Annotated in this window: 15 protein-coding genes and 1 pseudogene; 1 reads left to right on the top strand and 15 read right to left on the bottom strand. The window is 68.9% G+C overall.

The features are described 5' to 3' along the window. Nucleotides 1–362: 362 nt before the first annotated feature. The 14 genes and pseudogenes from tyrS to NWF34_RS21510 all read right to left on the bottom strand — a co-directional run. Nucleotides 363–1,709, bottom strand: a complete 1,347-nt coding sequence (gene tyrS / locus NWF34_RS21575; protein ID WP_258326025.1) for a tyrosine--tRNA ligase — start codon at nucleotides 1,707–1,709, stop codon at nucleotides 363–365. Nucleotides 1,710–1,783: 74 nt separating this feature from the next. Next, the gene (locus NWF34_RS21570; protein ID WP_024498583.1) at nucleotides 1,784–1,999 is read right to left on the bottom strand and encodes a Trm112 family protein; all 216 of its coding nucleotides are present in this window, start codon (nucleotides 1,997–1,999) and stop codon (nucleotides 1,784–1,786) included. Between the two features lie 5 nt (nucleotides 2,000–2,004). Beyond that, complete coding sequence (locus tag NWF34_RS21565) at nucleotides 2,005–5,001, bottom strand: AMP-binding protein (protein WP_258326026.1); 2,997 nt, start codon at nucleotides 4,999–5,001, stop codon at nucleotides 2,005–2,007. An 81-nt stretch (nucleotides 5,002–5,082) separates the two neighbouring features. Next, on the bottom strand, nucleotides 5,083–6,534 hold the full coding sequence (gene argH / locus NWF34_RS21560; RefSeq protein ID WP_159406221.1) for an argininosuccinate lyase: 1,452 nt from the start codon (nucleotides 6,532–6,534) through the stop codon (nucleotides 5,083–5,085). After that, nucleotides 6,531–7,730, bottom strand: a complete 1,200-nt coding sequence (locus NWF34_RS21555) for an argininosuccinate synthase (protein WP_159406222.1) — start codon at nucleotides 7,728–7,730, stop codon at nucleotides 6,531–6,533. The genes argH and NWF34_RS21555 overlap by 4 nt, the downstream gene beginning before the upstream one ends. A 157-nt stretch (nucleotides 7,731–7,887) precedes the next feature. Beyond that, a complete protein-coding gene (locus NWF34_RS21550; RefSeq protein WP_006437368.1) occupies nucleotides 7,888–8,394 on the bottom strand; it encodes an arginine repressor in 507 nt (168 codons plus the stop codon). 61 nt (nucleotides 8,395–8,455) lie between these two features. After that, complete coding sequence (argF, locus tag NWF34_RS21545; protein ID WP_024498586.1) at nucleotides 8,456–9,379, bottom strand: ornithine carbamoyltransferase; 924 nt, start codon at nucleotides 9,377–9,379, stop codon at nucleotides 8,456–8,458. Beyond that, the gene (locus tag NWF34_RS21540; RefSeq protein WP_159406223.1) at nucleotides 9,376–10,614 is read right to left on the bottom strand and encodes an acetylornithine transaminase; all 1,239 of its coding nucleotides are present in this window, start codon (nucleotides 10,612–10,614) and stop codon (nucleotides 9,376–9,378) included. The genes argF and NWF34_RS21540 overlap by 4 nt, the downstream gene beginning before the upstream one ends. Next, nucleotides 10,611–11,585: an acetylglutamate kinase gene (gene argB / locus NWF34_RS21535; RefSeq protein ID WP_159406224.1), complete on the bottom strand. Its 975-nt coding sequence runs from the start codon at nucleotides 11,583–11,585 to the stop codon at nucleotides 10,611–10,613. The genes NWF34_RS21540 and argB overlap by 4 nt, the downstream gene beginning before the upstream one ends. Further along, nucleotides 11,582–12,841: a bifunctional glutamate N-acetyltransferase/amino-acid acetyltransferase ArgJ gene (gene argJ / locus NWF34_RS21530; RefSeq protein WP_159406225.1), complete on the bottom strand. Its 1,260-nt coding sequence runs from the start codon at nucleotides 12,839–12,841 to the stop codon at nucleotides 11,582–11,584. Before argJ ends, argB begins: the two co-directional genes overlap by 4 nt. Next, nucleotides 12,838–13,917, bottom strand: a complete 1,080-nt coding sequence (gene argC / locus NWF34_RS21525; protein ID WP_258326024.1) for an N-acetyl-gamma-glutamyl-phosphate reductase — start codon at nucleotides 13,915–13,917, stop codon at nucleotides 12,838–12,840. The genes argJ and argC overlap by 4 nt, the downstream gene beginning before the upstream one ends. Before the next feature lie 68 nt (nucleotides 13,918–13,985). Beyond that, nucleotides 13,986–16,457: a phenylalanine--tRNA ligase subunit beta gene (gene pheT, locus NWF34_RS21520; RefSeq protein ID WP_258326023.1), complete on the bottom strand. Its 2,472-nt coding sequence runs from the start codon at nucleotides 16,455–16,457 to the stop codon at nucleotides 13,986–13,988. 53 nt (nucleotides 16,458–16,510) lie between these two features. Beyond that, nucleotides 16,511–17,563, bottom strand: a complete 1,053-nt coding sequence (gene pheS, locus NWF34_RS21515) for a phenylalanine--tRNA ligase subunit alpha (protein WP_024498592.1) — start codon at nucleotides 17,561–17,563, stop codon at nucleotides 16,511–16,513. A gap of 97 nt (nucleotides 17,564–17,660) precedes the next feature. After that, nucleotides 17,661–19,094 (bottom strand): annotated as a pseudogene (locus NWF34_RS21510) (acyltransferase family protein); the annotation flags it as partial. A gap of 149 nt (nucleotides 19,095–19,243) precedes the next feature. Here NWF34_RS21510 and NWF34_RS21505 point away from each other — a divergent pair. Further along, nucleotides 19,244–20,110 carry an alpha/beta fold hydrolase gene (locus tag NWF34_RS21505; RefSeq protein ID WP_024498594.1) on the top strand — a complete coding sequence of 289 codons (867 nt, stop codon included), beginning with the start codon at nucleotides 19,244–19,246 and terminating at the stop codon, nucleotides 20,108–20,110. Between the two features lie 51 nt (nucleotides 20,111–20,161). On the opposite strand, the gene NWF34_RS21500 is transcribed toward NWF34_RS21505, so the two are convergent. Further along, entirely contained in the window at nucleotides 20,162–22,657 is a 2,496-nt protein-coding gene (locus NWF34_RS21500) for a Tex family protein (protein ID WP_024498595.1), read from the bottom strand. Between the last annotated feature and the right edge of the window lie 40 nt (nucleotides 22,658–22,697).

Here is a 22,697-nt window from a genome sequence, read left to right as displayed (position 1 = left end):
GACGGGGCCGAGCGCCACACACAATAAACATCTACATCCATAAAGAATGCACGATGCCAAAATGGCATCAGACAATTCATCATCACACTATCGAGTTCTCAAAGAACACACACCCACCAGACGTCCTCTTGACGAGTCCGGCCCCGGTGAGCCTCTCCCAGAGCGTGAGAAATTCTCACGCTCTTGTTCTCGGGAGTGGCCCCGCACAGGCGGCCCGAGCGAGTAGCTCGGGCACTTTTGCTTCCCCGGTGCTTGCGGCTCCGGGGGAGTTGCTCTCTGAGGTGCGTCGATTAAGTTACACAGGCGCGAACAACGCGTCAAATCGCCTGGTCAGAGGCGTGGTTCGCTACGGCTTGGCTGCGTCAGCGGCCCAGTCTCGCGCCGGCGAAGCTCTTCTTGCCGCGGCGCACGACCAACCATCGCCCGTGGAGCAGGTCGGAGTCCGCCGGCTGCCACTCCGGATCGGTGATCTTCGTGTTGTTCACGTACGCGCCGCCCTCGGACACGGCACGACGCGCAGCCTTGTTGCTCTCGGACAGCTTGGTGTCGACGAGCAACTGGATGATCGTGGGTCGCTCCTGCACGTACTCCGCGATGACGGTCTCCCCCACGGCCGCCGCGAGCGTGGACTCGTCGAGCTCGTCGAGCTCGGCGCGACCGAACAGGGCCTGGCTGGCGAGCTCGACTGCGCGGGTGTTCCCCTCCCCGTGGATCAGGGTGGTCATCTCGGCGGCGAGCTTCTTCTGCGCGAGACGCAGGTGTGGCTTCTCCTCTGTCGCCTGCTCGAGTTCGGCGATCTCCTCGCGTCCGAGGAAGGTGAACCACCGCAGGTAGCGGATGACGTCCGCGTCGGCGGTGTTCACGAAGTACTGGTACCAGGCGTACGGGCTGGTGAGCTCGGGGTCGAGCCACAAGCTGCCGCCACCGGTGGACTTGCCGAACTTCTTGCCGTCCGACGACGTCACGAGCGGCACGGTCAGTGCATGCAGGGACAACCCGTCGAGTCGGCGTCCCAGGTCCACACCGCCGACGATGTTCCCCCACTGATCCGAGCCGCCGATCTGCAGGAGGCAGCCGTACCGCCGATTGAGCTCGACGAAGTCGTTGGACTGCAGGAGCAGGTAGCTGAACTCCGCGTAGCTGATGCCGTCCCCCTCGAGACGTCGCTTCACGGTGTCCCGGGCGAGCATGACGTTCACCGAGAAGTGCTTCCCGAGGTCGCGCAGGAACTCGATGGCGGAGAGCTGTCCGGTCCACTCGAGGTTGTTGACGACGAGCGCACCAGTCGGCGACTCGTCGATGTCGACGAAGCGACGGAGCTGGGCGTCGATCCGGCCGGCCCATTCGGCGACCGTGTCGGGAGCGTTCATGGTCCGCTCCCCCACTTCCCGGGGATCACCGATGAGACCGGTGGCCCCACCCGCGAGAACGATCGGCCGATGGCCCGCGAGCTGGAAGCGTTTGAGGGTCAACAGCGGCACGAGGTGACCTGCGTGCAGACTCGACGCCGTCGGGTCGAAGCCCGCGTACAACGTGATGGGCCCGCCCGCGAGGGCCTCACGCAGTGCGTCGAGGTCGGTGGACTGCGCGATCAGACCCCGCCACTCCAGTTCGTCGAGGATGTCGACGGGTGCGGTTCCGCTCTGGGCGGTCGCGGCCCGGACGATTTCGTCGGTCGTGTTGGCGGTTCCCTCAGTCTCAGCACTCACCCCTCGATCTTGTCATCCATCGACATCGGGGCTCGGACGAGGTGACTCGTGAGTGGGCTGCCGGCAGGCGTCGGCTACTGCTCGGAGATCAGGCGTTCGTGCTCGGCGTCGTCGACCTTGCGTGCCTCGTCGATGAGCATGACGGGGATTCCGTCGGCGTCGATCCGGTACGCGACATGGAGCCGCGGGTTGTAGAGCTCGTCGCCGGCGTTGATCAGCGGGCCGTGGTCCTGCGGGCAGGCCAGCCGTTCGCGCACGATCGGGTCGATGGCCTCAGCGCGTGTCGTCACGCGGCTCAGCCTAGGGCATCGTCGATCGACGAATGGCCCCAGTCCAGCTTCTGGGCGATCGTCCTGGTGTAGCGCCGGTACCGGCCCTCCTCATCGCGATACCAGGTCCGGGGACCGGGTTTCGGCAGACCTTCGGCCGCGAAGGCGGTGCTCAGCGGACGGAACGACGCCGAGTGCGGGATCTCGTCGACGACGCGGATGAGGTGTGGTCGCAGTTCGGCGGGGAACTCCCCGAGTGCGATGCGGAGCTGGGTGACGGTGAGTGAGTCGGCTTTCGCGTCCGGACGTAGCGTCAGCGCGGCGACGGCCACCTGATGACCCGGTTCTCCGACCCCGTAGGTGACCACCTGGTCGACACCCTGCATACGCGACAGAGCGTGGGTGATCGGCGGGATGAACACGGGGCCCGCCTCGGTCCGGATCACGCGGTCGATGGCACCGAGGAAGTACAGATCACCGTCGGCGTCGCGGACGAACAGATGTCCCGACACCTCCCACCGGTCGCGGCTGGTGAACGCGTCGCGGAGCACCGTGCCGTTGGTGTCGAACTTGTGCTTGGCCTTGGAGAGCAGCAACCCGGCTTCACCGATCTCGGCCCGCCGGACGAATCCGGACTCGTCGATGAGCAGGCGGTCGTTCTCGATGTCGTAGGCCGCGACCTCGACGGGATTGGTCTCCGGAAGGGGCCGCCCGACGGAGGACAGCTTGTCGCCGGAGACGTTGGCCAGGATTGCCGAGCCGTCCGCGGTCGCGAAGAACTCGAGGATGCGGGCGCGTGGGAAGCTGCTGCACACGTCCTCCCACAGACCGGCCGACATCCCCGAACCCATGAAGAGTCGGATCGGGTTGTGTTGGTTGATCCGGAAACGGGGATCGCGCACGACGCCGCTGAGCATCGACCAGGTGTAGGACACGACGGTGACGCCGTACCGCTGCACCTCGGTGGCGAAGGTCTCCGGGTCGATGCCGTTGGACAGGGCGATCCGCGATCGGCCGACCACGGTGGCGCCGAGAGTCGTCAGCAGGCCGGAGGCGTGATGCAGGGGCGGCAGGCAGTACACCGTGTCCCGGTCGGACAGCGCCGCCGCCGATGCCGCACCGAACGCCGACATCGCGAACCGGTGGTTGGTGACCGGCCACGGGACGAGTTTGCCGCGCGCACGGCTGAACAAGATGAACGCGAGATCACCGGCCAGGCCGGGATCCGGCCGGTACCAGGTGGGCAGGACGACCGCGTCGGGATCGATCTGCTCCATGTCGATGATGGTGGCGCCGTCGACACCGTCGATGTCGCGGGAGTCGCCACTGCCGCCGCCGAGGACCAGCACCCGACCCGACGCCGCGGTGGCGAGGTCGAGGTTGTTGGGGTCGGTGACGATGACCGAGCTGTCGGCGAGCCGCATCATCTCCCGCACGTCGGCGTCGGCGGCGAGGAGGACGGAGACGGCTCCGAGCCGGGCCAGTGCCGCGACCACGACCAGTGCGCTCGGGCGGGTGTCCATCAGAACGCCGATGTGCTGCCCCGGCCGCACACCGCAGTCGATGAGACCGGCGACCACGTTGTTGATGCGGGCGTCGACTTGCGCATGGGTCAGCACGCGGTTCTCGAAGAGGAACAACTCGTTGTCGCCGTGCTTCTTGGTGTTCTCCGCCATCAGCTTGGACAGGGAGATCCGCGTGCCACCCTGGATCTGACCGAGGCGGAGCAGCCGCGGCACCGTACGCACCGACTCGGAGGCGACCGCTCGCGACGTCCGTTGCAGGGAGTTGACCAGTCCGAGCAGCTCGCGGGACGCGGCGGTGCCGGCATCGGCGACCGAACCCATCCCGTGGGTGATACGGGAGGACAGACTGACGCCACTGCCGTGGCCAGGCTCCGCGACCGTCATCTCACTGATGAGCTCCGGGCGGGTCCCGTTGGCCGACAACCAGTTCACCCAGTCGGCCGTCGTGGGCCAGGTGTGCTGACCGGCCGAGGAACCGACCACGAGCCCGAAATGACCGACGGGCAGCGTGGATTCGTATACCTCGGCGTCTGGCGCGGCACGCACGATCCCGCGCACCGCGGCCGGCTGACCGATGTCGTCGGCCTCGCCGACAAACGCCAGTACCGGACAGGTGATCTCGGTGAGCGACACGAGGTCACCGTTGATCACGAAGCCACCGGAGACCATGCGGTTGTGGGCCACGAACTGACGCAGCAGTTCGGCGATCGCCGGACCCGACCACGCGACCCAGCCGTCGGCCTCGAGAAACCTGCGCTGATCCTCACGCGGCAAAAGCGCCTCGCGGTCGTGGAGACGGCGGAGGAAGTCGATGCGGCTGCGGACGGTCTTGACCGGATCGAGCAACTGGAAGCCGGTGCGTGCCATCCAGTCCCGCACCCAGAGATTCCGCACGAACGATCTCTCGGCGAGGAACTCGGCAGCCGGCGCCACCAACCCCGCCGGCAATCCGAGGGGCAGTGCCGCGAGGACGTCGACCGGGCTGCCGAAGGTGATGAGGCTCGCGATCCCCTTCGACCGCCGGTACGCCGCGGTCTGGTACGCGAACATGCCGCCCTGGGAGTACCCGGCCAGGTGGATGTCGCGTCCGGTCGCCTCGATGATCAGGTCGATCGCTTGACTGATGGCGACCACATGGTCGGCGAGATTGCGTTCCATCCCGCCCTCTTCGGTGTCCGGGGACCCGAAGTCGATCACCCACGGCGTGATGCCGTTGCGATGGAGGACGGACACCGCACCGTTGTGTTCGGTCACGTCGTAGACGTTGGCGGACACCATCATCGGAGGCACGAGGACGATGTTGGGGCCGGTGGACGGATCGTTCGGGAAGTACCGCCGCAGGCGGAACATCTTGCGCGTCTCGACGATCGCGAAGGGCGCCGGTTCCGTCCCGGTCTCGAGTCCGCCGAACCGCAGGACCTCGAGCCCGTTCTGAGCGGTCGCCACCACCCGGCTGACCACTCCCCCCACATCGGGGATACCGTCCCAACCCACCATCGCGTCGAATCCTCCCGTCGTCAGCGTGACGTGCACCACCAACATCGGTGACATACGTCACTCTACCCACTCAGAAGTGGATCAGCGTCGTCCTCCGGGCCCCGCGTTCCAGCGTGTCCGCAGGTCGGCCGATTGCGACGACACCAGTTCTATCTGCCGTCGTACCTGAATCGGCGCGGTCCCGCCATGCGCGTCACGCGACTCCACCGATCCACGCACCGTCAACACGTCGCGAACCGCAGGGGTGAGCGAGGGATTGATGCCGGCCAGCGTCTCGTCGTCGAGCTCGTCGAGACCGACACCCCGCGACTCGGCCTCGCGGACACAGGCTCCGGCGACCTCGTGTGCAACGCGGAAGGGCACACCCTGCCGCACCATCCACTCGGCGATGTCGGTGGCCAGGGTGAAGCCGGCCGGGGCCAGCTCCTCCATCCGGTCGGTGTGGAACTCGAGCGTCGCGACCAGGCCGGTGACGGCCGGCAGCAGCAGTTCGAGCTGCGCCACCGCGTCGAAGACCGGTTCCTTGTCCTCCTGGAGGTCCCGGTTGTATGCCAGTGGTTGCGCTTTGAGGGTCGCGAGCAGACCGGTCAGGTCACCGATCAGCCGGCCGGCCTTGCCGCGCATCAGCTCGGCGACGTCCGGGTTCTTCTTCTGCGGCATGATCGAGCTGCCCGTAGACCAGGCATCGGCCAGTGTCACGTATCCGAATTCCGGTGTGCTCCAGATGATCACCTCTTCGGACAGCCGGGAGAGGTCGACCGCGATCATCGCGAACACGAACGCCGCCTCGGCCGCGAAGTCGCGGGACGAGGTGGCGTCGATGGAGTTCTCGGCCGGTGCGTCGAACCCGAGATCGGCCGCGATGGCAGCCGGGTCGAGACCCAGCGACGAGCCGGCCAGCGCGCCGGACCCGTACGGCGACACCGCGGTCCGGCGGTCGGCGTCGGCGAGCCGGTCGATGTCGCGGAGCAACGGCTGCGCATGGGCGAGCAGGTGGTGGCCGAGCAGGACAGGCTGAGCGGCCTGCAGGTGCGTCTTGCCGGGCATGATCGCGTCGGGATGAGCGGCCGCCTGGGCGGTCAGCGCGTCGACCACGTCGAGCAGACCGAGGGCGACGCGACGCATGGCGGCGCGCAACCACATCCGGAACAGCGTGGCGACCTGGTCGTTGCGTGACCGGCCGGCACGCAGCCGCCCACCGAGCTCGGGACCGACCCGTTCGATGAGTCCCCGTTCGAGCGCACCGTGCACGTCCTCGTCGGACTCCGCGGGACCGAACGTCCCGTCGGCGACATCGGCTGCCAGTCGGTCGAGACCGTCCAGCATGCCTTTCAGGTCGTCCCCGGTGAGCAGCCCCGCCTTGTTGAGCACCCGGGCGTGGGCCTTGGAAGCCTGGATGTCGAACGGCGCCAGGGCCCAGTCGAAATGGGTCGACTTGCTCAGGGCGGCCATCGCCGCGGCCGGACCGCCGGCGAAACGGCCGCCCCAGAGCGAACCCTCGTTGGTCGTTCCGCCGGTCTGCTCGTCACTCACAGATTCAGGTCCCGCTTGGCCGAGATCTTCGAGGACAGGCCGTGCAGCTCGACGAAGCCGCGGGCTGCCGACTGGTCGAAGCTGTCGCCCTCGTCGTAGGTCGCGAGGTTGAAGTCGTAGAGCGACTCGGAGCTGCGACGTCCGGTGGCCGCGATGTTGCCGCCGTGCAGGACGAGCCGGATCTCACCGGACACATGCTGCTGGGTCGAGTCGACGAAGGCGTCGAGCGACCGCTTGAGCGGCGAGAACCAGAGGCCGTCGTAGACCAGCTCGGCCCACTTGCGGTCGGTGCCGCGCTTGTACCGGCCGAGCTCGCGCTCGATGGTGACGTGCTCGAGTTCTTCGTGGGCGCGGATCAGGACCATGGCGCCCGGGGCCTCGTAGACCTCGCGGCTCTTGATGCCGACGAGACGGTCCTCGACGACGTCGAGGCGGCCGACGCCCTGCGCACCGGCGCGGCGGTTCAGCTCCTCGATGGCCTGCAGCACGCTGACCGGACGGCCGTCGATGCTGACCGGGCGGCCCTTCTCGAAGCCGATGATGACCTCGTCGGGGGTGTTCCAGTTGACGGTCGGGTCCTCGGTGTAGCTGTAGACGTCCTTGGTCGGCGCATTCCACAGGTCCTCGAGGAAGCCGGTCTCGACGGCGCGGCCCCACACGTTCTGGTCGATGGAGAACGGCGACTTCTTGGTGACGTTGATCGGGATGTCGTTCTCCTCGGCGAAGGCGATGGCCTTCTCACGGGTCCACGCGTAGTCGCGGACCGGTGCGATGACCTCCAGATCGGGTGCGAGGGTGGCGAAACCGACCTCGAACCGGACCTGGTCGTTGCCCTTGCCGGTGCAACCGTGGGCGACGACGGTGCCGCCGTGGTCGCGGGCGGCGGTCACCAGGTGCTTGGCGATCAGCGGACGCGACAGCGCCGAGACCAGCGGGTAGCGGTCCATGTAGAGGGCATTCGAGGTGATCGCCGGGAGGCAGTACTCGTCGGCGAATTCGTCACGGGCGTCGACGACGACCGCTTCGACCGCGCCGCAGTCGAGGGCGCGCTGGCGGATGACATCCATGTCCTCGCCGCCCTGCCCGAGGTCGAGGGCCACGGCGACGACCTCCTTGCCGGTCTCCTTCTGGATCCAGCTGATCGCGACCGAGGTGTCCAGGCCGCCCGAGTATGCGAGTACGACACGTTCTGCCATGAGGTGAAGCTCCTGTTCTAAGCGATGACCCGAGTCCATCATCGGCCCCGGGGTTCCGACCACACCGTCCGGGTCTCGGTTGGCGGTGTGGTCAATTGCGGTTCTCGTCGTGTCCGGCCGCGGTGAGTGCGTCCGGTGGTGGTGGGCAGGACGTGGGCTACACGAGGCCCTCGATCCGTCGGGCGAGTTCGGCTCCGTCGAGCGGCTCCCGGGCGACCACGAAGATCGTGTCGTCGCCGGCGATCGTGCCGACCACGTCGGGCAGCCGAGCACGGTCGAGGGCGGCCGCCAGATAGTGCGCGGCGCCCGGCGGAGTGCGCAGCACGGCCAGGTTGCCGCTGCTGTCGGTGGAGACCAGCAGCTCCGACACGAGGCGGGACAGCCGGTCGGTGCCGCCGGACACGCCGCGCACCGGCGAACCGTCCTCGGGAACCACGTAGACACCCGCACCGCCGTCGGCGGCCCGCAGTTTGACGGCCCCGAGCTCGTCGAGATCGCGCGACAGCGTGGCCTGCGTGGCATCGATCCCCTGGTCGGCCAAGAGTCGCTGCAGCTCGGACTGGCTACGCACCTGGTTGGTCGACAGGATGTCGATGATCCGCGCATGCCGCCCCGCGCGGGTCGCGGCGAGGCGGTTCTCCGTGGGTTCGGCGCCGGCGGTCATCGCTCGTCCTGTGTCACTGCTCGTCCTGGGTCACTGTTCGTCCTGGCTTGGGGATGTCATCTCACTGGTGCTCCAGAAGCCAGACCAGCAGTGCCTTCTGCGCGTGCAGACGGTTCTCGGCCTCGTCGAAGACGACGCTGCGCGGGCCGTCGATGACCGACGCGGTGATCTCGTCGCCACGGTGCGCCGGCAGGCAGTGCAGCACGATCGCGTCGTCGGCGGCGTGGGCGAGCAGCTCGTCGTTTATCTGGTACGGCCGGAAAGGCGCGGTGCGGTCCTTGCCGTCCTCCTCCTGACCCATCGACACCCAGGTGTCGGTGACCAGGACGTCGGCTCCCGTGGCCGCCGCGACCGGGTCGGTCACGAGCTGTACCGACCCCCCGGTCTCGGCGGCACGACGCTCGGTGTCGGCGATGATCGCCGGGTCGGGCTGGAAACCCTCCGGTGCGCTGATCGTGACGTGCATGCCGGCGGTGACGCCACCCAGCCCGAGCGAGTGGGCCATGTTGTTGGCACCGTCGCCGAGGTAGGTCATCTTCAGCCCCGTGGGCGACCCCTTGTGCTCGATGATCGTCTGCAGGTCCGCGAGCACCTGGCAGGGGTGGAACTCGTCCGACAGGGCGTTGACCACCGGCACGGTCGCGCTCGACGACAGCGCCTCGAGACGGTCCTGCCCGAAGGTGCGCCACACCACGGCGTCGACGAAGCGCGACAGCACCCGTCCGGTGTCCTCGAGGGTCTCCTCGCGGCCGAGCTGGGTGGTGCGACCGTCCACGACGACCGCGTGACCGCCGAGCTGGGCGATGCCGACCTCGAACGAGAACCGGGTGCGGGTGGAGTTCTTGTCGAAGATCACCCCGACCCCGCGGGGCCCTTCGAGCGGGCGGAAGGCGAACGGCTTCGCTTTCACCTCGGCGGCGAGCGCGAGCACCTCGGCCTGTTCGGCCGGGGTGAGGTCGTCGTCGCGCAGGAAGTGCCGCGTCATGCCCCATCTCCCTTGTTCACGCTGTCTCCCTTGTTCACACTGTCTCCCTTGTCCTTCTGTGCAGCGTGCGCAGCGGCGTCCAGCAGGTCGGGCAGCGCTTCGACGAAGCTCTGCCCCTGCTCCTCGGTGATGATCAACGGCGGTGCGAGCCGCAGCACGTCGGGTGCCGGTGCGTTGATGAGGAATCCGGCGTCGCGGGCCGCGGCCTCGACGCCGGCCGACAGCGGCTCGGTGAGCACGATGCCGAGCAGCAGACCGGCGCCCCGCACGTGATCGATCAGCGGATGGTGGAGGCCCTCGATCCCGGTGGCGATCGTCTTGCCCACGGCGGCGACGTGATCGGTGAGACCTTCGGACTCGATGACACCGAGCACGGCGAGTGCCGCGGCCGCGGCGACCGGATTGCCACCGAAGGTGGTGCCGTGCTGACCGGGTTCGAACAGATCGGCGGCCGCACCCGTGGCGATGCACGCACCGATCGGCAGTCCGCCGCCGAGTCCCTTGGCGAGCGTCATCACGTCGGGAACCACACCCACCTGCTGGTGGGCGAAGAAGGTGCCGGTTCGCGCGACACCGGTCTGCACCTCGTCGAGGATCAGCAGCGCGCCGCGCTCGCTGGTGATGCGCCGGGCGGCGGCGAGATAGTCGGCGGGCGGGACGATCACGCCGGCCTCACCGAGGATCGGTTCGAGGATCACCGCGGCGGTCTGGTCGGTGACGACCGCGTCGAGCGCCTCGATGTCGCCGTAGGGCACGAACCGCACGCCCGGCGGCATCGGCTCGAACGGTGCACGCTTCGCCGGCTGTCCGGTCATCGCCAACGCACCCATCGTGCGACCGTGGAATGCCTTCTCGGCGGCCACGATCTCCGGCCGGCCGGTGCGGCGCGCGAGCTTGAAGGCGGCCTCGTTGGCCTCGGTGCCGGAGTTGCAGAAGAACGCCCGGCCGGGATGGCCGAAACGGTCGAGCAGCTTCTCCGCGAGTTCGACGACCGGCGGCGAGATGTAGAGGTTCGACACGTGCCCGAGCGTCTGCAGCTGGGTCGTGACGGCCTCGACGATCGCCGGGTGCGCGTGGCCGAGGGAGTTGACCGCGATCCCGCCGAGCAGGTCGAGGTAACGCTTCCCGTCGGCATCGGTGACATACGGCCCCGAGCCACCGACCAGGGCGATCGGCGGGGTGCCGTAGTTCTTCATCAGCGACTGGCCCCAGCGCTGTTGCAGCGGTGCGGTCACAGGTCCTCCTCATGGGTTCCGGCGGCCGCCTTCGCCCCCGACTCGGCCGGGTCGACGACGGAGGTGCCGGTGGAGCTTCCGGTGAGTAGTTGGGCGAGCACCGAGTGGGCGACGCGGCCGTCGATCACGTGGGCGCGTTCGACTCCCCCGGTCACCGCACGCAGACAGGCCTCCATCTTCGGGACCATGCCGGAATCCAGCGACGGCAGGAGCTCGACCAGCGCATCGGTGTCGATCTGGGACACCAGCGACCCGCGGTCGGGCCAGTCGGTGTAGAGCCCCTCGACATCGGTGAGCATCACGAGCCGCGACGCGCCGAGCGCCTCCGCGAGCGCTCCCGCCGCGGTGTCGGCGTTGATGTTGTGGACGACGCCGTCACGATCGGGAGCGATGGTCGACACCACCGGGATACGGCCCGCCCCGATGAGATCGAGCACCGCCGAGGTGTTCACCGAGGAGATGTCGCCCACGAGCCCGATGTCGGTCGCGACGCCGTCGACGAGAACCGTCCGCCGCGTCGCGGTGAACAGGTGGGCGTCCTCGCCGGTGATGCCGACCGCATAGGGCCCGTGCGCGTTGATGAGGCCGACGAGCTCACGACCCACCTGACCGAAGAGAACCATCCGGGCGACGTCCATCACCTCCGGGGTGGTGACCCGGAAGCCGCCCTTGAATTCCCCTTGGAGGCCGAGCTTTTTCAGCATCGCCGAGATCTGCGGTCCGCCTCCGTGCACGACGACGGGGTGCATGCCGCAGGCACGGAGAAACACCATGTCCGCGGCGAACGCCTTCTTCAGCTCGTCGTCGACCATGGCGTTGCCGCCGTATTTGACGACGATCGTGGCGCCGGCGAGTTCCTGCAGTGCGGGGAGCGCTTCGGCAAGGATCGTCGCCTTCTGCAGACCTGCGGCCGGGTCGATCGCCCCCGGGACACTTTCAGTGGCACCGGATTCCGGTGTGGTGCCGGTCATGACGAGTACGCCGAGTTCTCTTCGACGTAGGCGTGCGAGAGGTCCGTGGTCCGGACCGACGCCGATGCGTCGCCGAGTTTCAGGTCGACGAGCACGTCGATGTCGGCGTCGGACAGGTCGACGTCACGCGCACCCCGCACGCCACAGCCGTTCTCGCACACCGGCGATCCGTTGAACGACACGGAGATCACGTCCGGGTCGATGCGGACCGGCGAGGCGCCGACCGTGGCCAGCACCCGGCCCCAGTTCGGGTCGGAGCCGAACAACGCGGTCTTGACCAGGGAATCGCGTGCGACGAACCGGGCGACGGTCAGCGCATCCTCCTCGGTCGGTGCGCCCGTGACGGTGATGGTGACCCGCTTGGTGACGCCTTCGGCGTCGGCCTGCATCTGGGCGGCCAGATCGTCGCAGACCGCGAACACGGCCTCGTCGAGGTCGGCCTGGTCGACCGGGATCTGGCTGGCGCCCGAACTCAGCAGCAGCACCGTGTCGTTGGTGGACATGGAGCCGTCGATGTCGAGCCGGTCGAACGTCCGCGCCGTCGCCCGGCGCAGCGCGGTGTCGAGCTGTTCGGAGGTCGCCGCAGCGTCGGTCGTGAGCACCACGAGCATCGTCGCGAGCGACGGCGCCATCATCCCGGCGCCCTTCCCCATACCGCCGACGTTCCATCCCTGGGGATGGTGCAGCGCAGCCTGTTTCGGCACGGTGTCGGTGGTCATGATCGCGTGCGCGGCATCGGTGCCGCCGGTGAGTCCGCCGCCCATCTCCTGGACGATCTCGGTGACGCCGGCGAGGACCTTGTCCATCGGGAGGCGATCGCCGATGAGACCGGTCGAGCAGACCGCGACCTCCACCGCACCGGTGCTGGTCCCCCAGTTGCTCAGCGCCTCCGCGACGGCCTCGGCCGTCTTGTGGGTGTCCTGGAATCCACCCGGTCCGGTGCACGCGTTGGCACCGCCGGAGTTGAGGATCACGGCCCGCAGCCTGGCCGTGGTGAGGACCTGCTGGGACCAGAGCACCGGAGCCGCCTTGACCTGATTGGTGGTGAAGACACCCGCGGCCGAACAGTCCGGACCCTCGTTGACGACGAGAGCGAGGTCGGCGGCACCGGATGCCTTGATACCGGCCGCGATTCCCGCTGCACGGAATCCCAGCGGCGCGGTGACACCCTGTCCGCGGACGAGCCGCGGATGATCGCCCGGGGCGCCGCCCTCGATCCGCTCCGGATCCTGCTGGGTGTTCTCGATTCCCGTCACGGTGCGACTCCCACGGTGCTCAGTCCCTCGTTCTCCGTCCAGCCCAGCGCCAGGTTCATCGATTGGACCGCGGCGCCGCCGGTCCCCTTGGTCAGGTTGTCCACGGCGCCGACGACCACCAGGGTCTGGGCGCGCTCGTCGACGGTCACGCCCAGCTGGACCGCGTTCGACCCGATGACCGAACCGGTGGCCGGCAGACGACCTTCCGGCAGTACGTGGATGAATTCCTCGTCGGCGTAGGCCTTTTCGTAGACCGCGCGTACCTCGTCGCCGGTCGCGGTGGTCCGTGCGGTGCACGTCGCGAGGATGCCCCGCGCCATCGGCGCGAGGATCGGGGTGAACGAGACGGTGACGGGCTGCTGCGCCGCCGCCGAGAGTGCCTGCGAGATCTCCGGGGTGTGCCGGTGGATACCGCCGACGCCGTAGGCGCGGGCCGAACCGATGACCTCGGAGGCCAGGAGATCGACCTTCGGCGAGCGACCCGCACCCGACGCGCCGCTGACCGCGACCACGGTCACGTGCGGCTCGGCCAGGCCTGCGGCGATCGCCGGGAGGAGCGACAGGATCGACACCGTTGGGTAGCAACCCGGGACGGCGATCCGGCTGGCGTCCTTGAGGACTTCGCGGTTGCCGGGGAGCTCGGGCAGCCCATACGGCCAGGTTCCGGCATGGTCGCCGCCGTAGTAGGCGGTCCAATCGCTCGGGTCACTCAACCGGAAGTCGGCGCCGCAGTCGATGATGAGGGTCGTCGGCGGCAGGGCATCGGCGATGACCGCCGACGCACCGTGCGGCAGGCCCAGGAACACGACATCGTGGCCGGCGAGGATCTCCGGTGTGGTCTCCTCGAGAACCCGGTCCGCCAGCGGCAACAGGTGCGGATGGTGGGATCCGAGCGTGGTGCCGGCGTTGCCGCCCGCCGTCAGCGCACCGATCTCGAGCTCACCGGATCGCAGACGGGGATGCCCGCACAGGAGTCGGAGGATCTCACCACCCGCGTAGCCGCTCGCGCCGGCCACCGCGACCTTCACCTTGCTGGTTGAGCTTGTCCCGCTGCTGGTTGAGCTTGTCGAAGCCATGCAATCATTATGCAGCAGCCTGCAAATCAATTCATCGCCGGGTGGGTGGGCGTCGAAGTGCCCTTCGGTCAGCGGAGTCGGGCGCCCACTCGGTCGGCAGCGGCGTCCACCGCGGCGAGCTTCGCGGCGTTGGCCTCGTCCTCGGTGAGCGTGCGATCACTCGCACGGAAGCGCAGCGAGAATGTCAGCGACTTGTTCCCCTCGCCGACCTGCTCACCGGTGAAGACGTCGAACAGTGCGATGTCCTCGAGCAGCTCCCCCGCGCCGTCGCGCAGCGCCGACCGGACCTCGGCAGCGGGTACGTCGGCCGCGACCACCACGTTCACGTCCTGCAGCACGGCGGGGAACACCGACACCGCGGGAGCGGGCAGCACCTCGCCGAGCGGGAGCGCGTCGATGTCGATCTCCACCGCGCACGCACGCTTGGGCAGGTGGGCACGTTCGAGAACCGCCGGATGGAGCTCACCGGCGTACCCGACCGTGCGTCCGTCGACGGTCAGGCGAGCGCACCGACCCGGATGCCACGGCCGGTGATCGGCAGCGGAGAGTTCGACCTCCACGCCCACGGCCCGAGCGATCGTGCGAGCCGCTTCGAAGGCGTCGAGGTAGTCGGCGGCACGGCCCGGACCCCAGGGACCCGCCGGATCGCGTAGACCGGTCAGGACGACGCCGACGTGCAGCGGCTGATGCGGCAGCGAGGCGTCGAGCGCCGCGATGTCCTCGTCGGTCGGGCGACGGGTCACGTCGAGTGCGGGAACCGGCGCGACGTGGTCGCCGGCGATGACGACCTGGCCGATGGTGAACAGCGACAGGTCGCGCTGGCCGCGGGAGATGTTGCGCGCGGCCATCTCGAGCAGACCCGGCAGCAGCGTCGTGTTGAGTTCGGGCCGATCCGACTCGAGGGGGTTGAGCACCTTCACGGTACGGCGACGTTCGTCGTCGGCGGGCAGATCCCAGAGGTCGAAGACCCCGGCCGGCATGAACGGGTACGGGAGGACTTCGACGTATCCGTCGAGCGCGAGCGTGCGCCCGACGCTGCGGCGTCGACGCTGCTTCGGCGTGAGGCCCGTGCCGCCGGGTGCTCGCGGCACGACGGCGGGGATGTCCTCGAGACCTTCGAGACGCAGCACCTCCTCGACGAGGTCGGCGCGCTGCCTGAGGTCGGGACGCCACGACGGCGGGACGACGTCGAGCGTATCGGTGCCGGTGACCACACACCCCACCTCGGTGAGGCGCGCGGCGGTGGTGCCCGCCGGATAGCTGATGCCCGCGACGCGGTCGGGCTCGTCGGCGGCGATGCCGATCGCCGACGGGAGCGGTGTCACGACCCGCGCCTCGGACAGCGGCGAGGAGATCGTGCCGCCGGCGATCTCCACGATCAGCTCGGCGGCGCGGTCGGAGGCGACCGCGGTGATCTCCGGGTCGACGATGCGCTCGAAGCGCTTGCTGGCCTCGGAGGTCAGCTTGTGGCGCTTACCGGTGCGGAAGACGCGGACGGGATCGAAGGTGGCCGACTCGAGCAGGACGGTCGTGGTCTCCTCGCCCACCTCGGTGGCGCCGCCACCCATGACGCCGGCGAGGGCGATGGGACCGGTCCCGTCGGCGATGACGACGTCCTCGGGGTCGAGCACACGGTCGACGTCGTCGAGGGTTCGCAGCTTCTCACCCGGCTTCGCCGAACGGACCGTGACGGTGCCGGTGATGCGATCGGCGTCGAAGGCGTGCAGTGGCTGACCCAGTTCGATCATCACGTAGTTGGTGACGTCGACGATCGCCGAGATCGGCCGGATGCCGGCGACCATGAGTCGCTTCTGCATCCACCACGGCGAGATGGCCGACGGGTCGACGCCGCTGATCACGCGCGCGGTGTAGCGGGTGGCGCCGGATCCGTCCTCGATGGCGACGGGCCACGGGGTGCCCTCGGCGGTCACGTCCGCCTCGGTGATGCCCGGGTCGACGAAGGGCACCTCGAAGCTGCTCGCCAACTCGCGGCCGAGACCGCGGATCGAGAAGGCGTAACCGCGGTCGGGGGTGACGTTCACGTCGATCGCGGCATCGTGGAGTCCGAGGACCTCGCGTGCGTCGGCGCCGGGCTCGGCCGTGCCGGGGGCGAGCACCAGGATGCCGCTGTGGTCGTTGCCGATGCCGAGCTCCGACACCGAGCAGATCATGCCGTCGGAGACGCGACCGTAGGTCTTGCGGGAGGCGATCTCGAACGGACCGGGCAGCACGACGCCGGGCAGTGCGGCCACGATCAGGTCACCCACGGCGAAGTTCCGGGCACCGCAGACGATGTCGCGCGGCTCCGCCTCGCCCACCTCGACGGTGCAGAACCGGATCGGCTTCTTGAACTCGGTGAGTTCCTCGATCGTCTCCACGCGACCGATCACCAGCGGACCGGTGATCTCCGGGAACTTCTCGATGTCCTCGATCTCGAAACCCACGCGGACGAAACCCGCGTCGATCTCCTCCGTGGTGGCCGACCACGTCGGGTCGCCCGCGCGCAGGACCTCGGTGTACCAGGACTGTGGTGCACGCACTGTGTATCAACTACTTTCGTCGCGTCGTGAAAAGTCTGGAGGGGTCGCGCCGCTCAGGCGGCCGGACCGAACGGGAGGGTGAACCGGATGTCGCCCTCGACCATGTCGCGCATGTCGGAGATGTCGTTGCGGAACTGCAGAGTGCGCTCCAGCCCCATGCCGAATGCGAAACCGGAGTAGACGTCCGGGTCGATCCCGCTGGCGCGCAGTACGTTCGGGTTCACCATGCCGCACCCGCCCCACTCGACCCAGCCGGGCCCGCCCTTCTTGGCGGGGAACCACACGTCGACCTCGGCCGACGGTTCGGTGAACGGGAAGTAGGACGCGCGCATCCGGGTGGTGGTCTCCGGCCCGAACAGTGCCCGGGCGAAGGTCTCGAGGGTGCCGCGCAGGTTCGCCAGGGTGAGGCCCTTGTCGATGGCGAGACCCTCGATCTGGTGGAAGACCGGGGTGTGGGTGGCGTCGAGTTCGTCGGTGCGGAACGTACGACCCGGGCAGGCCACGTAGATCGGCAGGTCGCGGTTGAGCATCGAGCGCACCTGAACCGGTGAGGTGTGGGTACGCAGCACCTGACGCGAACCCTCGGGTGCGATGTAGAAGGTGTCCTGCATCGACCGGGCCGGGTGATCCGGCAGGAAGTTGAGGGCGTCGAAGTTGTGGTGTTCGGTTTCCACCTCGGGACCCTCGGCGATCTCCCAGCCCATGCCGACGAAGACGTCGGCGACCTGCTCGGCGATCACGGTGATGGGATGGCGCGCACCGACCGGGCGTCGACCGCTGGGCAGGGTCACGTCGACCGACTCGGCGACGAGGACCGCCGCATCGCGCTCGGCCTCGAGGACCGCGGTGCGCAACTCGAGCGATGCGGTGACCCGGCCACGGACCTGGTTGACGAGCTTGCCTGCTTCCGAGCGCTGATCCTTCGGCAGGCTGCCGAGTGCGCGTCGGGCCAGGGCGATCGGCGAGCGATCACCGAGGTGCGCGGATTTCGCCGCGGACAACTGCTCGAGGTCGGCCGCCGCATCGAAGGCCTCGACGGCCGACGCCGCGGCCGCCTCGAGCTCGTCGGGTCCGGGGAATACCGTTTCGTCGGCGGAAGTGGCCACGGTCGGCGAGCTCCTCATGCATGGGTCGGTGGATGGACGGTGTCGTCGTGACGCGGAGGGCCGGTCGGGCGCGGAAACCGGCTCGAGGCGACCGTCGACGGCGGCGATGACTCTCATCGAGGGTAGTCGACCGCCGCGACGCGCTGACCTGCAGGGAGGCGTGGTCTCCGGGAACCGTGTCCACTCCGCGCGGACTGGGCGGCCGAAGAGCGAGGACACGAGCGGTCGTCGCACATCCGATCCCGGCGATCAGCCACCCGACGCCGCCGTCGAGCAGGCCGTACCGCGACACCATCAGAACAGCGACGCCGAGGCACACGAGCACGGCCAGCAGGGCCAGGTCACGAGCGCGTCCGGATCGCCGGGCGACCGGATCATCCCACCACCGGAGCGGCCGGTTCTCCAGATGCGACAGCACCGCGACGACGGGCACCATGAGCGCGAGGAGCAGCATCGTCTGGGCACCGACGATGATCGGGAACGACGCGGAGTGCACATCGGCACGATCCAGACCCGTCACCGCGCCCGACACGATGATCGCGGCAAGCACCGGCAGATGCCAGAGGTACAGCGTCATCGCACCCCGGTTGCCGAGGACGACCCACCACCAGACCCGCGGACGCGCCGCGATCTTCGCCAGCACCCTTCGCACGGCGATCGCGCCCGCACACAGCACGCTCGCGTGACCGGCGAGGAGCAGGCTGGGCGGGCTCATGTTCGACAGTTGCTGCCCCGGCACCGTGACGAGCGAGACCTCATACGGACCTCGGTACACGAGCCCGACGTCGAGGATCAGCACACCTGTCGCCACCGCCGCGGCAGTCACCGGACGAAGGATGCGCTTGGCGTAGGCGACGCCGAGCACGGCCGGGATCGTCCACACCGTGAGGAAGTTCAGATAACCGAGCCACGACGGGCCGTCGGCGAAACGCATCACGTCGATGACCGCTGCACTCCCCCAGCATGTTCCGAGGGCGATCATCACGTGGCGGGGTGTGCCGATCCGCTGCAGCAGCGGGACCACGGCCAGCACGAGGAGATACGCACCGAGGAACCAGAGCAGCTGCACGCCGAGTCGCGCGACGACGTCGGCCGCGGCGTCGAGGCCGGCGGTCGTCAGTCCGGCCAGCAGGAGCAGCACGGCGCCGAGGTACCAGACGAGTGGACGCAGCAGTCGCTGCACGCGGGTGAACAGCCAGTGCCCGGCAGTGGGGTGGTCGTGGGAAGCACGCGACATCCACCCGTGCGTCGACGCGGCGGCACCCGCGAAGAAGAATAACGGCAGCACCTGGAGCAGCCAGGTGGCCGGCTGCAGGATCGGCACGTCGCCGAGTGTGTTGCCGAGGCGGATCGCGCCGTCGGATGTGTCGACGGTGAGCATGATCGAGTGGCCGGCGACGACCACCAGCAGCGAGCAGATGCGGATGAGGTCGACGACCCGATCGCGGTCCCCGGTGAGTGCCGCGAGTTCGTGTGGGGTCGGCAGACTGGTCGGTCCGTCGGTCGTCCGGCGGCGAGAGGTCGTGAGCATTCACCGAGTCTCGCCGGGTACGTGGCCCTCGACCTGAGCAGAACTACTCAGCCGGAGTCGGTGATCCCCGCACCCTCCGGGCCTGTGGCACGCATCACGTGCCACCGAAAAGCTTTACCATCGGCCGCCACCACGGTAGAGACGGATAGGTGAAGCAATCAACTATCACCCAGCTCCGAGGCGACGGCATCCGACTCGCCGCCGACGTCTGGGAGCCCTCCGGCACGCCGGCCGGCACCGCCCTGTTGCTGCACGGCGGTGGACAGACCCGGCATTCCTGGCAGCGCACCGGCGCCCGCCTCGCCGAGCACGGCTGGCGGGCACTGACGATCGACGCCCGCGGACACGGAGACAGCGACTGGGCCGACGACGGCGACTACAGCCACGACGCGCACGCCCGTGACCTGCGGCAGATCGTCGCCGACCTGGGTGAGACACCGGTGCTGGTCGGCGCGTCGATGGGCGGTTTGGCCTCGCTACACGCCGCGGGCGCCGACCCGTCGATCGCGCGGGCGCTCGTCCTCGTCGACATCACCCCGACCGCCGAACCCGAGGGAATCGCCAAGATCACCGGCTTCATGCGCGACGGACTCGACGGCTTCGACAGTCTCGAAGACGCCCTCGACGCCGTCGTCGCCTACAACCCACACCGGAGCCGCCCGCCCCGGATCGAGGGCCTGCGCAAGAACCTCCGGGAACGCGACGGGCGCTGGTACTGGCACTGGGATCCGCGGATGCTCGAATCGCACGACCACATGGAGCAGACAGCCGCCGACCGGGAGGAACGTGCGCGCGAGGCCGCACGGGCGGTGCGGGTCCCGACCCTGCTCATCCGGGGCAAACAGTCCGATGTCGTGAGCGACGACGGCGTGCGCGAGCTACTCCGACTGATCCCCGGTGCCCGCCTGATCGACGTCACCGGCGCAGGCCACATGGTCAGTGGCGACGACAACGACGTTCTGAGCAGCGGCCTGATCGACTTCCTGGACGGCGTCGCGGGCGCCGAGGCCGGCTGAAAGGCAACGGTCCCGGCACTCTGCGTGCCGGGACCGAAGCGATGACGGGGGCTACTTGCCGAAGCCGGCGCGCTTGAGGGCGTCGGCCATCGCACCGTTCGGTGCGGGGCGCCGGTCGTTCCGGTTGCCGCCACCGCGGTTGCCCTGGTTGGCGCGACCACCCTGAGCACCCTGACCGCCACGCTGATCGTTGCGACGTCCCTGCCCACCGCCACGGCTGCCCTGCTGGTTGTCAGGGCGCGGTGCGCGGGTGCCACCCTTGCCCGAGTTACCTGCGCCGGGCTCGTCGTCGAGACGCAGCGACAGTCCGATCCGCTTGCGGTCGACGTCGACGTCCATGACCTTCACCTTCACGATGTCGCCGGACTTCACGATCTCGTGCGGATCGGAGACGAAGCGGTGCGCCATCGCGGACACGTGAACCAGACCGTCCTGGTGGACGCCCACGTCGACGAAGGCACCGAAGGCCGCCACGTTGGTGACCTGACCTTCCAGCACCATGCCGGGCGTGAGGTCGGAGACCTTCTCGATGCCGGCGGCGAAGGTCGCGGTCTTGAACTCGGGGCGCGGGTCACGACCCGGCTTGTCGAGCTCGGCGATGATGTCGATGACGGTCGGACGGCCGAACGTCTCGTCGACGAAGTCGTCGGGACGCAGCTTGGTGAGGGTGGCGGTGTCGCCGATCAGCGAGCGGACGTCGGTGCCGACGTTGTCGAGAATCCGGGTGACGACCGGGTAGGCCTCGGGGTGGACGCTCGACGCGTCGAGGGGGTTGTCGCCGTCGGTGATCCGGAGGAAGCCGGCACACTGCTCGAAGGCTTTGGGTCCGAGTCGCGGCACATCGGTGATCTGCTTGCGGCTACGGAACGCGCCGTTCGAGTCACGATGCGCGACAATCGATTCCGCGAGCCCGGCGGTGATACCGGAAACACGGGACAGCAGCGGTACCGATGCCGTGTTCACGTCCACACCCACCGCGTTCACCGCATCTTCGACCACGGCGCCGAGCGACCGGGCCAGCAGCGTTTCGGAGACGTCGTGCTGATACTGGCCGACGCCGATCGACTTGGGATCGATCTTCACCAGCTCGGCGAGCGGGTCCTGCAGGCGGCGCGCGATCGAGACCGCACCGCGGATCGACACGTCGAGGTCGGGCAGTTCCTTCGAGGCATACGCCGACGCCGAGTACACCGACGCGCCGGCCTCCGAGACCACGACGCTGGTCGGCGGCTTCTTGCCGGAGTCCTTGATGGCCGCGATCAGTTCACCGGCGAGCGCGTCGGTCTCGCGGGACGCGGTGCCGTTGCCGATCGCGATCAGCTCGACGCCGTGCTTCTGGACGAGCGCACCCAGCACAGCGAGGGCGCCGGCCTTGTCGCGACGCGGCTCGTGCGGGTAGATGGTGGCGGTGTCGACGACCTTGCCGGTGTCGTTGACCACGGCGACCTTCACACCGGTGCGCAGGCCGGGGTCGAGGCCCATGGTGGTGCGGGCGCCCGCAGGTGCGGCCAGCAGCAAATCCTTGAGGTTGGTGGCGAAGACGGCCACCGCGTCGGCTTCGGCTGCCTGACGCAGACGCATCCGCACGTCGAGCGACAGTCCGACGAACAGCTTGGTGCGCCACGCCCAGCGGACGGTGTCGGCGAGCCAGCGGTCGGCGGGACGGCCCTGATCGGAGATCCCGAAGCGCGCGGCGATGCGCTGCTCGTAGGGACCGGGTCCGGCCGGCCGGTCGGCGGACTCCGGGTCGGCGTCGAGAGTGACCGTCAGGATCTCCTCCCGTTCACCGCGCAGGACGGCGAGCACGCGGTGCGACGGGATCGAGGTGAAGGGCTCGGAGAACTCGAAGTAGTCGGCGAATTTGGCGCCGGCCGATTCCTTGCCCTCGCGAACGGTGGTCCGCAGCACGCCGGTCTGCCACATCAGCTCACGCAGGTCACCCACGAGGTCGGCGTCCTCGGCGAAACGCTCGACGGCGATCGCGCGAGCGCCGTCGAGCTGCTCGGCGGTGAACGTCGACGGGTCGGTCATCGGGTCCGACAACAGCGCGTCGGCCACCGGTTCGTGCCCGGCCTCGCGTGCGATCTGGGCCTTGGTGCGCCGCTTGGGCTTGTAGGGCAGGTAGATGTCCTCGAGGCGTGCCTTGGTGTCGGCGGCAAGAATCCGTGCGTCGAGTTCGGTGTCGAGCTTGCCCTGGGCGGCAATCGACTCACGAACCGCCTGCCGCCGGGCCTCGAGGTCACGCAGGTATCCGAGACGCTCGTCGAGCGTGCGCAGCTGAGTGTCGTCGAGCCCGCCGGTGACCTCTTTGCGGTACCGCGCGACGAACGGGACCGTCGATCCGCCGTCGAGCAGTTCGATCGCGGCCCGGACCTGTCCGACGCCGACGCCGAGTTCGGTGGCGATGGCCGACGCGATGCGAGCGTTCACGACCGCGGGGTCGGGGGCAGGCACCGTCTGCGGGGTGACGGCATCCGACTGCGCGGCAGCCGACTGGGCTGGGGCTGCGGGAGCGGACTCGGATGGGGGCACGGACACGGGTGGCACAGTTTCTGACACGATCGCCGACCCTACCGGCCGCCTCGGA

The sequence above is a fragment of the Gordonia sp. GONU genome, from assembly GCF_024733855.1.
In the GTDB taxonomy this organism is placed as follows: Bacteria; Actinomycetota; Actinomycetes; order Mycobacteriales; family Mycobacteriaceae; genus Gordonia; species Gordonia amicalis.
The sequence above is the reverse complement of the archived record's forward strand: the minus strand, read 5'-3'. Positions and strand labels throughout refer to the sequence as shown.